The following is an 11,471-nucleotide window of genomic DNA, read 5'->3' on the forward strand; positions in this document are numbered from 1 at the left end:
GATCAGCGCCGGGGCGATCGCGTCGGCGAAGGCGGGCAGCGGCACGCCGCGCCTGCGGCAGCCGATCCACGCGCCGACCGCACCGAGGGCCTGGCCGGTGATGCCGACGTCGAGCACGCCGCTGCCGACGGTGCGGGCGATGTCGGTGGGGCGCAGGAAGACGAACTGGACGTCGTTGGCCGTGTCGGTCGCGAACAGCGCCTTGTGCTCGCGGTGCACGCGGTAGCCGGCGTCGGAGAGCAGCTGGATGGCGGGACCGCTCAGCGATCCCTTGTTGGGCACGGCGACCCGGAGCATGGTGGTTCCTTTGCGGATTCGGTGGTGCGGGACGGCCCCGGTTCAGGCGGGGCGGCGGGGCGTTCCGCCCGCGACGCGTTGCGGGCGGAACCCGCTATGGCGTTGACCACCGCACATCGACCGTCTCCTCCTCGCCAGCCGTTCTTCTTCCGCCTGGAATGGTGGCACACCGGCCGCTCCGGTCGGCCCGCGACATGTCGGTGCTCACGTCCCCTTCGTAGACTCGGGGGCCGTCGTCCGCACACCGGTGAGGATTCCCGCCCATGCCCGACCGCCATCTCGTCGACGCGCACATCGCGCTGCTGCGCGGTTCGCGCGTGCTGCTGAGCAGGCGTCGCGGGGACGCGTTCGACGGCTGCTGGCACCTGCCCTCCGGCAAGGTGGACGCGGGCGAGCACGTGGTGTCGGCGGCGGTGCGGGAGGCCGACGAGGAGGTCGGGGTGCGGATCGACCCGGCCGACCTGGTGCACGTGCATTCGGTGCACATCACCGGCCCCGGCCAGGAACCGCGGTTCGGCTTCTTCTTCCGCACCTCGCGCTGGTCCGGCGAGCCGGTGAACCGGGAGCCGGCGAAGTGCCACGAGCTCGGCTGGTTCGAGCTGGACGCGCTGCCGGAGCCGATGATCGGCTACGCGGCGGTGGGCCTGCGGGCGTTGCGCGGCGGCGGCCCCGCGTTCTCGGTGCACGGCTGGGAGTGATCACACCGCGGCGCGCAGCGCCTCGGCCCGATCGGCGCGCTCCCAGGGGAGTTCGACGTCGGTCCGTCCGAAGTGGCCGTACGCGGCGGTGGGCGCGTAGCGGACGTCCAGCAGCCCGAGGTCGCGGATGATCGCCGCCGGCCGCAGGTCGAAGACGGTGTCGATGGCGGCCTGGATCCGTTGCGGCGCAACGGTTTCGGTGCCGAAGGTCTCCACGAACAGGCCGACGGGGGCCGCGGTGCCGATGGCGTAGGCCACCTGGACCTCGATGCGCCGGGCGAGTCCGGCGGCGACCGCGTTGACCGCGACCCAGCGCAGCGCGTAGGCACCGGATCGGTCCACTTTGGACGGATCTTTGCCGGAGAAGGCACCGCCGCCGTGCCGCGCGGCCCCGCCGTAGGTGTCCACCATGATCTTGCGCCCGGTGAGCCCGGCATCGCCCATCGGCCCGCCGAGCACGAACCGGCCCGTCGGGTTCACCAGCGTCCGCGCGGCCGAGACGTCCAGGTCCAGCGCGGCCAGCTCGGGCCCGAGCACCAGTTCCCGCAGCTCCGCGGCGATCCGCGCCTCGTCCACCCCGTCCGCGTGCTGCGCCGAGAGCACCGCGGTGTCCAGCGCCACCGGCCGGTCCCCGTCGTAGGCGACGGTCACCTGCGTCTTGCCGTCCGGGCGCAGGTGCGGCAGCAGCCCGCCCTTGCGCACCGCGGCCAGCCGCCGGGCCAACCGGTGCGCCAGCGCGATCGGCACCGGCAACCGCTCGGGGGTCTCGTCGCAGGCGTAGCCGAACATCAGCCCCTGGTCGCCCGCGCCCTGGCGGGCCACCTCGTCGTCGACCCCCTGCACCCGGGATTCGTAGCCGCGCGCCACGCCGCGGGCGATGTCCGGGGACTGCGCGTCGATGGCGACGTTCACCCCGCAGGAGTTCCCGTCGAAGCCCTTCGCCGAGGAGTCGTAGCCGATCTCCAGCACCCGCCGCCGCACCAGGTCCGGGATGTCCGCGTAGGCCTCGGTGGTGATCTCGCCGACCACGTGCACCTGCCCGGTGGTGACCATCGCCTCGACCGCCACGCGGGAGAGCGGGTCCTGGGCGAGCAGCGCGTCGAGCACCACGTCGCTGATCGCGTCGCACACCTTGTCCGGGTGACCTTCGGTCACCGACTCGCTGGTGAACAGCCGCCGCACGGTCCACCCCCTGGGGAACGGGTGCGGCCCGGACTCAGCCCTGCTCGAGCCGCCGCGTCACAGCGTCCCACAGCCGAGCCGAGAGCAGGGACTTCGCGCCGTGCGGCAGCGGGGTCTCGGTGCCGTCGGTGGACAGCAGCCAGCCCGCGTTGTCCTCCATCTCGAAGGCCTTGCCGTCGCCGACCGCGTTGACCACGAGCAGGTCGCAGCCCTTGCGCCCGAGCTTGCGGCGGCCGTGTTCGAGCACCGTGGTGTCCGGGTCGCCGGTCTCGGCGGCGAAGCCGACGACCGCGCCGACCTGGATCCGGCCGTCGCGGCGCTGCTCGACGAGCTCGGCGAGGATGTCCGGGTTCCGGGTCAGCTTCACCGGCGGCGGATCGGCGTCCACCTTCTTGATCTTGTGCTCGGCGAGGTCCACCGGCCGGAAATCGGCGACGGCGGCGGCCATCACGACCGCGTCCGCCCCGTCCGCCTCGGTGAGCACCGCCTCCCGCAGCTGCTCCGCGGTGCCCACGTGCACCACCCGCGCCCCGGCCGGTTCCACCAGGTCCGCGGTGTGCGCGGAGACGAGCACCACCTCGGCGCCGCGGTGCGCGGCCACCCGCGCCAGCGCGTAACCCTGCCGCCCCGAGGAGCGGTTGCCCAGGTAGCGCACCGGGTCCAGGGGCTCCCGGGTACCGCCCGCGGAGATCACCACGCGGCGGCCTGCCAGGTCCCGCGGCAGCGCCGCGGCCGAGGACAGCAGCAACCGGCCCAGGTCGACGATCTCCACCGGGTCCGGCAACCGGCCCTTGCCGGTGTCCTTGCCGGTGAGCCTGCCGCTGGCCGGTTCCGCGACCACCACTCCCCTGGCGCGCAACGTCGCCACGTTCTGCCGCGTCGCCGGGTGCTCCCACATCTCGGTGTGCATCGCGGGCACCACCAGCACCGGGCAGCGGGCCGTGAGCAGCGTGGAGGTCAGCAGGTCGTCGGCGAGACCGTGCGCGGCCCGCGCGAGCAGGTCCGCGGTGGCCGGCGCGACCACGACCAGATCGGCCTCCTGGCCGAGCCGGACGTGCTGGACCTGGTCGACGTCGGTGAACACGCCGGTCCGCACCGGGTGCCCGGACAGCGCCTCGAAGGTCGCGGAGCCGACGAAGTTCAGCGCCGCCTCGGTGGGCACCACCCGCACGTCGTGGCCGGATTCGGTGAACCGCCGCAGCACCTCGCACGCCTTGTAGGCGGCGATGCCGCCGCTGACGCCGAGCACGACCCGCGGGCGCTCCCGGGAAGGTTGCTCAGTCACGGGAGTTCTCGGCTCACTCGCCTTCGGTGTGTTCCAGCACGCCGGCGTGGATCTCGCGCAGCGCGATGGACAGCGGCTTCTCCCGCGGGCCCGGCTCCACCAGCGGGCCGACGTACTCCAGCAGGCCCTCGCCGAGCTGGGCGTAGTAGTCGTTGATCTGGCGGGCGCGCTTGGCCGAGTAGATCGCCAGCGCGTACTTCGAGCTGACCTGCTCGAGCAGGTCGTCGATCGGCGGGCTGGTGATGCCCTCGGGGGAGGTCAGCGAGGACCGGCTGTTGAGGGCGGCGAGCGCGTTGGGCGTGGTCACGTGGTGGCTCCTGCTCTGAACGAAGAAGGCGGTGGACGCCGGTGCGTGGACAGCGGTGGCCGGCGGCTGGCGCCTGTCCGGCGTCCGAGCGCGGAGCTCAGACCCGGCGACCGGTCACCAATCGTATCAATTCGCTGGTCGCCGACCGCACGTCGGCGTTGACCACGGTGTCGTCGAACTCGGGTTCGGCGGCCAGCTCCTCGCGCGCGGTGCGCAGCCGGGCCTCGACCACCTCGGGATCCTCGGTGCCGCGGCCGGTCAGGCGCTGCACGAGTTCCTCCCAGGACGGGGGCAGCAGCATCACGAGCCGCGCCTCCGGCATCGACCGGCGGACCTGCCTGGCGCCTTGCAGTTCGATCTCCAGCACGGCGTCCCGCCCGGCGGCGAGCGCCTCCTCGACGGGTCCGCGCGGCGTGCCGTAGCAGTTGCCCGCGTACCGGGCGTGCTCGAGCAGCTCTCCCGCGGCGGCCATCCGCTCGAACTCGGAGATGCCGACGAAGTGGTAGTGCGCGCCGTCCACCTCGCCCGCCCGGGGGCGGCGGGTGGTCACCGAAACGCTGAAGTAGATCTCCGGTGCCCGTTCGCGCAGTTCGTTCAAGACGCTGGACTTGCCGACGCCGGAAGGACCGGAGACGACGGTGAGCCGGGGCCCGTCCTGACGGACCGACCCCGGCTCGACACCGGTACGGGTGTCGATCACTCGGCGGCGAACTCGGTGAGCAGCGCCTTGCGCTGACGCTCACCCAGCCCGCGGAGCCGGCGGCTGTTCGCGATCTCCAGCCGCTCCATGATCTGCTGAGCGCGGACCTTGCCCACGCCGGGAAGGGCCTCAAGCAGCGCGGACACCTTCATCTTGCCCAAGACCTCGTCGTTGTCGGCGGTGTCCAGGACCTCTGCCAGGCTGGTTCCACCGCGCTTGAGGCGCTCTTTGAGCTCGGCTCGGGCGCGACGGGCGGCAGCCGCCTTTTCCAAAGCTGCTGCCCGCTGCTCCTCGGTCAGCTGGGGAAGGGCCACCATGTCCTCCGTGATGTGGGGTTTCTCTTGATCGGTGCGGCGACGGTACCGAGTCCCGCCCACCGGGTTCCACGCGGGTCCGGCTTGTCGAGCGGGCGTTCCGGGGGAAGATCCCGCCGCCTGACCCCGGGGGCGGCGCGTACAAGGGGTGCACGAGCACTGGGGCCGCTGCAACTACTACCAACAATGGCGCTGAAGTGCACTAACCTGGCAGAAAACTCTTCCGATCTGTCCGATTTCCGGGCGGTTGAGCGACACGGGGGTCGTCCGCGCAGGTCACAGCGAGACCGATACCACGTCGCGAGGAAGTCGATCAAGACCTACCGACCGGTTCGGTTCGTTCTCGCCACCGATCCCGAGCGCGGCTCGGCGCCGGCGGTTCCCGATCGCGCGTCTCGAGCCCGGCGGCGGACGCCCGGCGGGGCAATGAAATGATCTTGGTCGGAGCGCGCCGCCTCAGGTCATCGCGGCGATGCGCGCCCCTCCCCGACCCCCGCTTCGCGAAGGACGCACCGATGAGCCCCGACAGCGGCGCGCCCCGCGCCCTCCCGGCTCCCCAGCAGACCGGCAGCGCGGCCGCGCTGCGGAGATGCCGGACGGCCGCCCGGACCGCCCCCGGTGGCGCCTAGCCGTTCCCCGAGCCGCCCCGGCCGTTCTCGCTGGAGCCTTCGCCGTTCCCCGTCGCACCGTCTCCGGTGGAGCCCTGGCCGTTCCCGGTGGCACCCTCGCCGCCGCCGGTGGAGCCCGCACCGTTCTCGGCGGAGCCTCGCCCGTTCCCGGGACCGTTCCCCGCATCGCCCTCACCCTCGCCGGGCGAGCCACCGCCGTCCCGGTCGTCCGAACCGGGCCGGAGTTCGCTGAGCAGGTCGCCGAGATCGGGCGGCGCGGGCGGCGGCGGGACCGGTCGAGCCCCCGGCGGGACCACGACCTCCCGCGGCGCCTGTGGAACCGGTACCGGCGGTCCGGGCACGGTCACGACCACCGGTGCGGGCGGCCCCGGCCGCGGGAAGGTGGCGACGTCCGCGGCGACCCGGTCGGCGGCCGCGAGCAGGTCGTGCGCGTAGGCGGCATCGAGGCCGCCGGTGGCCTGCGCGGCGGCGATCTCCCGGGTGAGCGCGGCGAGCGCGTCCTCGGCGGCGGCCCGGTCGTGGCGCTGCGCGGCGTCCCGGACCTCGGCGACCGCCGCCAGCAGGTCCGCGCGCACCTCGGGCGCCATCGGCGGTTCCGGGGTGCCGCAGGCGGCCAGCAGCAGCGCGGGCACCGTCCACATCGCACGCTTCATCCGCGCACCAGCCCGTCCAGGTCGTCGAGGTCCGCGGGCAGCCGCGCCACGCCGGGCGGCCCGGATTCGGGCGGGAGCACCGGCCGTTCCGGAGCGCTCGCCCCGGGCACCAGCAGGGCGGCCGCGCCGAGCACGAGGACCAGCAGACCCGCGGCGCCGAGCAGCAGCGCGCGGCGGCGCGGGCGCGGTGCGGCCGGTGCCGGTTCCGGTGCCGGTGCGAACTCGGCGGTGTCGGTCGATCTCCGTTGCGGCGACTCGGTTTTCGCGGTGGCGCCGGGTCCCGCGGGTTCGGCCGCGAGCAGCCGCGCGCACCGGGCGGCGGAGGGCCGCTGCTCCGGGTCGTAGGCCGTCATGGCGAGCAGGACCTCGGCGAGCGGGTTCGGCAGCCAGTCCGGGACGCGCGGCTCGCGGGTCAGCCGGGCCACCGCGGCCTCGGTCTTGGTGCCGTCGTACTCGGCGCGCCCGGTGGCGCACTCCAGCAGCACCAGGCCGAGCGCGTAGACGTCCGCGGCGTAGTCGACGTCCTCGTCCCGGACCTGCTCCGGTGCCATGTAGTGCGCGGAGCCCATCACCACGCCCGAGTCGGTCATCCGGCCCACGGCGTGCACGAGCAGCGAGATGCCGAAGTCGGCGAGGAACACCTCCCCCGCATCGGTGATGAGCACGTTGGACGGCTTCACGTCGCGGTGCACGATCCCGTTGGCGTGCACGTAGGCCAGCACCTCGGCCAGCCGCCTCCCCAGTTCGGCGACCTCTCCGGGATCGATGGCGCCCGCCCGCATGGCCGCGCTGAGGGTGCGGCCTTCGACGAGCTGCATGACGAGGTACGGGTCGCCGTCGCCGGTTTCGGCGCCCGCGTCGTGCACGGTCACCAGGCCGGGGTGGCTGAGCCGGGCCAGCAGCCGCGCCTCGTCCTCGAAGCGCCGCCGGGAGGCCTCGTCGGCATCGGAGCGGAAGACCTTCACCGCCACCGGTCGCCCCAGCCGCGTGTCCACCGCGCGGTGGACGACGGACATGCCGCCGCGCCCGAGGCGCCTGCCCAGCCGGTACCGCCCGCCCAGCAACTTCGGAGCCGCGTCGTCCATCCGTCCCTCCGCGGTGCCCGCCCGGAGCGTCCGGGCCGCGATGGGCGCCGACCCTAGCCGATGTGGATCACGTGCAGGAGGCGGAACGACAACGGGGTGGCCGCCCCGGTCGTGCCGGGACGGCCACCCCGTCGGGGACGGTGCGGGCTACTCCCGTTCCATCACCGACATGTCGATCCGGCCGCGGACGCAGAACCAGCCGATGACCAGCGCGATCAGGATGATCGGCAGCGCCATCAGGGTGATCTGCCCGGTCTCGTCGAAGCCCATCAGGACGACCACGGAGGCCAGGAAGGCGAGCGTGACGTACTCGATGTACGGGGAGAACGGCAGCCGGTAGCTCGGCCGCTCCACCTCACCGCGGTTGGCCTTGCGGACGAACAGCAGGTGGCTGAGCACGATGATCGCCCAGGTCGCGAGGATGCCGATCGAGGCGAAGTTCAGCACGATCTCGAACGCGTCCTCCGGGACCACCGCGTTGAGCCCGACGCCGACCACGCAGACCGCGGAGGTCAACAGGATGCCGCCGTAGGGGACCTGGCTCTTGTTCATCGCACCGGTGAACTTCGGCGCCGACCCGGCCAGCGACATGGACCGCAGGATGCGGCCGGTGGAGTACAGCCCCGAGTTGAGGCTGGACATGGCGGCGGTGAGCACGACGAGGTTCATCACGTCGCCGGCGTAGGGCACGCCGAGGTTCGCCAGGACGGTGACGAAGGGGCTTTCGCCGTCCTTGTAGGAGCTCCACGGCATCAGCATCGTGAGCAGCACGACGGAGCCGACGTAGAAGATCCCGATCCGCCACATGATCGAGTTGATCGCCTTCGGCATGATCTTCGCGGGGTTCTCCGTCTCACCCGCGGCGACGCCGACCAGCTCGACGGAGGCGTAGGCGAACACCACGCCCTGCATGATCAGCACGACGGGCACGATCCCGGACGGGAAGACCCCGCCGTTGTCGGAGATCACCGAGAACCCGGCTTGGTGACCGTCGATGGCGTGGCCGGTGACGATCAGGTAGATGCCGATGAGCATGAACACGACCAGCGCGCCGACCTTGACGATGGCGAACCAGAACTCCATCTCGCCGAACAACCGCACCGACACCATGTTCAGCGCGAGCACGACGGCCAGCGCGATCAGCGCCAGCACCCACTGCGGGACGGGGGCGAACATGGCCCAGAAGTGCACGTAGAGCGCGATGGCCGTGATGTCGGCGATGCCGGTGGTGGACCAGTTCAGGAAGTGCATCCACCCGGCGGTGTAAGCCCCCTTCTCCCCCATGAACTCCCGCGCGTAGGACACGAACGCGCCGGACGAGGGGCGGTAGAGGATGAGCTCGCCCAGCGAGCGGACCACGAAGAACGCGAACAGGCCGCACACCGCGTAGGCGATGGCGAGGGCGGGCCCGGCCTGCACGAGGCGGCCGCCTGCACCGAGGAAGAGCCCGGTGCCGATCGCGCCGCCGATGGCGATCATGTTGATGTGCCGCGCCTTCAGCGACTTGCTGTAGCCGGCATCTCCGGCGTCGACGGGCTGCTTCCCGTTCGGATCGCCGCCGGTCTGGAGGGTTTCTTGGCTCACTGTGTCCGGAATTTCCGTTCTGCTCGTCCACGCGGTCGGCCTGCGCGGTTGCTCGCGACACCTCGGGGTCGCCGTTCCGGACGCTCGGGGGTTCGCCTCGATGCGCGGATTCGCCGGCGCGGAGGGTCTTTCTCAGGGCACACCGGGCCGGGCGACCACGTTCCGGCGGCCCGCGCAACCCGTTCCGATGCTTGGGACGGAATGGTGCGGCGCACACGCTCCGTTGTCAAGATCCACACCGCCTCACCCGAATCGAGCAGCATTCCGCAGAGAAAGTGTAATGAACGTCGCAGACAGTACCCGTTTCCCTAGGTCAACGCTGAGCGGGGGAACCCGCAGGCCAGAGCCCCGCAGCGGCGCTGGTGAGGGGTTTCCCGACACCCTGAGTTTCACTTCCGTCCATCCGACGGGGGACCTCCGGCGGAGTGTTCAATCCGGCGGGCAAGAATGCCGGAGCCCCCATTCAGCGTGCCTACAGGACAATTCCGGCGCCCGCCGAAATCAATTCTTAACTCGCCGGAAGGCACCGGGCTCGGTCACGCGGCGCCACCCGCGGGCGGCGCGCGGTCTGGAGGCCGCGGGGGACGCGCCGCCCGCCACGCACCCCGGCGGCGGCCCGCACCGGCGCTGAACCCGGCAGCCCGCGCCGCGGAGCTCACCGCCTGCGACACCACGTCCCCCTCGGGACGCCGATGGTGTCGAAAACGGCCCCGAACGGGGATTCCCGGGCGGCGGAGGTCGGGCGGGCACGCGCCCACCCCGCCGACCAGGTCCGCCCGAGCACAGCGGTCAGCCCTGCCGCGTGGGCCGCAGGACGATGTCGCCGATCTCCACGTCGTCCGGCTGTTCGACGGCGAACGCGATGGCGCGGGCGACGGCGTCGGCGCCGATGCCGAGTTCGGCCATGTGCTGCTGGTACTGCGCGCGCTGCGCCGGGTCCTCGACGTGGTCGACGAGCTCGGTGCGGACGTAGCCGGGCGAGATGGTGGTGGTGCGCACCGAGCCGTCGGTGGACTCCTGGCGCAACGCCTCCATCGTGGTGCGCACCGCGTTCTTGACCCCCGCGTAGACGGCCTGCGTCGGCACGATCTTGAGGCCGGAGGTGGACGCGGTGGTGACGAAGTGCCCGCGGCCCTGGCGGTGGAACACGGGCAGCGCGGCGGAGATGCCGTGCAGCACGCCGCGCAGGTTGATGTCGATCATGGCGTCCCAGTCGTCGACGTCGAGGTCGGCCATGGGCGCGACGCGCGCGATGCCCGCGTTGCTCACCAGCACGTCGAGGCGCCCGTAGCCCTCGACGGCCCGATCGACGAGCCACTGCAGGTCGGCGCGGCGGGTGACGTCGACGGCGAGCGCCTCCGCCCGCCCGCCGTCGGCGCGGATGCCCGCGACGAGCTCGTCCAGCCGGTCGGTGCGCCGGGCGCCGAGCAGGACGGTGGCGCCGCGGGCGGCGAGCTCCCGCGCGGTGGCGGCGCCGATCCCGCTGCTGGCCCCGGTGATGGCGATGATCTTGTCGTCCGGTCGGTTCATCCCACTGGCTCCAGGTCTAAGCTGACAGTTGTCCGGTTGCGGTCGCCACCGTACCGGACAACTGTCCGCTTGTGCTGTCCGAGGAAAGGAGCACCGTGGCCGACCGAGAACTGCGCTCCGACGCCGCCGCCAACCGCGACCGCATCGTCGAGGCCGCGCGCGACGCGCTGAGCAGGTCCAACGGCGCGGCTGCCGAGCTGAAGCTGCACGCCGTCGCCAAATCGGCCGGCGTCGGCCAGGGCACCCTCTACCGGCACTTCCCCACCCGCGAGCACCTGCTCGCCGAGGTCTACCGGGAGGAGCTGGGCCAGCTCGTCGACGAGGTGCCGCCGCTGCTGGCCGAGCACCCGCCGCTGGCTGCGATGACCCGCTGGCTGCAGCGGCTCGTCGAGTACGCGCGGGTGAAGCGCGGCGTGATGGCCGCGATCGAGGCCTCGGCCTGGCAGGACCTGCACGCGGGCCAGCACCACCGCATCGATGACGCGCTCGGCGAACTGCTCGACCGCGGCCGGGCGGCGGGCGAGTTCCGCGCGGACGTCGACGCCGCCGACGTGCTGCTGCTGCTCGGCGGGCTGTCCCGCATCCCCGAAGCCGAGTGGGACACCCGCGCGCCGACCTTGGTCGAGCTGGTCGTCAACGGCCTCCGGGCGAGGTGATCGGGTCCAGCGCGCGGGCGGCCTCCAGCGCCGTCCAGAGCTCGGCGATCCCGCTGGTCGAGGTCGGTGTGCACCCGGTGAGCCGTTCGACCCGCGCGAGCCGGTGGACCAGCGTCCGCCGGTGCACGCCGAGGACCTCGGCGGTGCGCACTCAGGAGCGGTCCTGCCGCAGAAACACCTCCGGCGAGGTCAGCAGCGCGGTCCCGGACGCCCGGTCGTGCGCCACGACGGGACCGAGCACCCGCTCGACCAGCCGCCGCACGTCCGCGACCGACCGCGGGCCGATTCCGCCGATCTCGTGCAGCTCGGCGTGCCGCACAGCGGTGCCCGCGGTGGCGCAGGAGGCGGCGAGCCGGGCCCGGGCCAGCGGTTCCACCGAGGGCGTGCACTTCTTCACCCGCGGCGAGGTCGTCACCACCCGCCGGCCGGCCCCGTCCGCCCGCGACGTCGACCTCGGGTTCCCCCGCAACGACCGACCGGCAGCGGCGGCTGTTGCGGTGGTGCCCGGTCGCGGCCAGCACCCCCGGTTCCAGTTCGCCGATCACCGGCAG

General features: G+C 72.8%; 13 protein-coding genes and 1 pseudogene. 2 read left to right on the forward strand and 12 right to left on the reverse strand.

From position 1 onward, the window contains the following. A pseudogene (locus ABZ805_RS28150) lies at positions 1 to 297 on the reverse strand (hypothetical protein); the annotation flags it as partial. Between the two features lie 263 nt (positions 298 to 560). Here ABZ805_RS28150 and ABZ805_RS28155 point away from each other — a divergent pair. Next, complete coding sequence (locus ABZ805_RS28155; RefSeq protein WP_358446608.1) at positions 561 to 995, forward strand: NUDIX domain-containing protein; 435 nt, start codon at positions 561 to 563, stop codon at positions 993 to 995. Here ABZ805_RS28155 and metK read toward each other — a convergent pair whose 3' ends face one another. The 9 genes from metK to ABZ805_RS28200 form a co-directional block, all read right to left on the reverse strand. Continuing rightward, positions 996 to 2,168, reverse strand: coding sequence for a methionine adenosyltransferase (gene metK / locus ABZ805_RS28160; RefSeq protein ID WP_358446630.1), 1,173 nt, complete (start codon positions 2,166 to 2,168; stop codon positions 996 to 998). A gap of 43 nt (positions 2,169 to 2,211) precedes the next feature. Next, positions 2,212 to 3,462, reverse strand: a complete 1,251-nt coding sequence (gene coaBC, locus ABZ805_RS28165; protein WP_358446611.1) for a bifunctional phosphopantothenoylcysteine decarboxylase/phosphopantothenate--cysteine ligase CoaBC — start codon at positions 3,460 to 3,462, stop codon at positions 2,212 to 2,214. A gap of 13 nt (positions 3,463 to 3,475) precedes the next feature. Further along, entirely contained in the window at positions 3,476 to 3,769 is a 294-nt protein-coding gene (gene rpoZ, locus ABZ805_RS28170) for a DNA-directed RNA polymerase subunit omega (protein ID WP_224956551.1), read from the reverse strand. 97 nt (positions 3,770 to 3,866) lie between these two features. Next, positions 3,867 to 4,469, reverse strand: coding sequence for a guanylate kinase (gene gmk, locus ABZ805_RS28175; protein WP_358446614.1), 603 nt, complete (start codon positions 4,467 to 4,469; stop codon positions 3,867 to 3,869). Continuing rightward, on the reverse strand, positions 4,466 to 4,783 hold the full coding sequence (mihF, locus tag ABZ805_RS28180) for an integration host factor, actinobacterial type (RefSeq protein WP_184484996.1): 318 nt from the start codon (positions 4,781 to 4,783) through the stop codon (positions 4,466 to 4,468). The genes gmk and mihF overlap by 4 nt, the downstream gene beginning before the upstream one ends. A 625-nt stretch (positions 4,784 to 5,408) precedes the next feature. Continuing rightward, entirely contained in the window at positions 5,409 to 6,065 is a 657-nt protein-coding gene (locus ABZ805_RS28185) for a hypothetical protein (RefSeq protein WP_358446617.1), read from the reverse strand. Further along, on the reverse strand, positions 6,062 to 7,150 hold the full coding sequence (locus ABZ805_RS28190) for a serine/threonine-protein kinase (protein WP_358446620.1): 1,089 nt from the start codon (positions 7,148 to 7,150) through the stop codon (positions 6,062 to 6,064). The genes ABZ805_RS28185 and ABZ805_RS28190 overlap by 4 nt, the downstream gene beginning before the upstream one ends. A 147-nt stretch (positions 7,151 to 7,297) precedes the next feature. Then, on the reverse strand, positions 7,298 to 8,629 hold the full coding sequence (locus ABZ805_RS28195; protein WP_358446632.1) for an amino acid permease: 1,332 nt from the start codon (positions 8,627 to 8,629) through the stop codon (positions 7,298 to 7,300). Between the two features lie 894 nt (positions 8,630 to 9,523). Continuing rightward, positions 9,524 to 10,264, reverse strand: a complete 741-nt coding sequence (locus tag ABZ805_RS28200; protein ID WP_358446622.1) for an SDR family oxidoreductase — start codon at positions 10,262 to 10,264, stop codon at positions 9,524 to 9,526. Between the two features lie 95 nt (positions 10,265 to 10,359). Here ABZ805_RS28200 and ABZ805_RS28205 point away from each other — a divergent pair, with 95 nt between their 5' ends. Next, on the forward strand, positions 10,360 to 10,920 hold the full coding sequence (locus ABZ805_RS28205) for a TetR/AcrR family transcriptional regulator (RefSeq protein ID WP_358446625.1): 561 nt from the start codon (positions 10,360 to 10,362) through the stop codon (positions 10,918 to 10,920). Here ABZ805_RS28205 and ABZ805_RS28210 read toward each other — a convergent pair. After that, positions 10,898 to 11,071, reverse strand: a complete 174-nt coding sequence (locus ABZ805_RS28210) for a helix-turn-helix domain-containing protein (protein ID WP_358446628.1) — start codon at positions 11,069 to 11,071, stop codon at positions 10,898 to 10,900. The two genes, ABZ805_RS28205 and ABZ805_RS28210, sit on opposite strands and share 23 nt — an antisense overlap. Then, on the reverse strand, positions 11,072 to 11,335 hold the full coding sequence (locus tag ABZ805_RS28215) for a hypothetical protein (RefSeq protein ID WP_358446634.1): 264 nt from the start codon (positions 11,333 to 11,335) through the stop codon (positions 11,072 to 11,074). It abuts the gene before it with no gap. Positions 11,336 to 11,471 lie beyond the last annotated feature (136 nt).

The sequence above is a fragment of the Saccharopolyspora sp. NPDC047091 genome, from assembly GCF_040643635.1.
Taxonomy (GTDB): domain Bacteria; phylum Actinomycetota; class Actinomycetes; order Mycobacteriales; family Pseudonocardiaceae; genus Saccharopolyspora_C.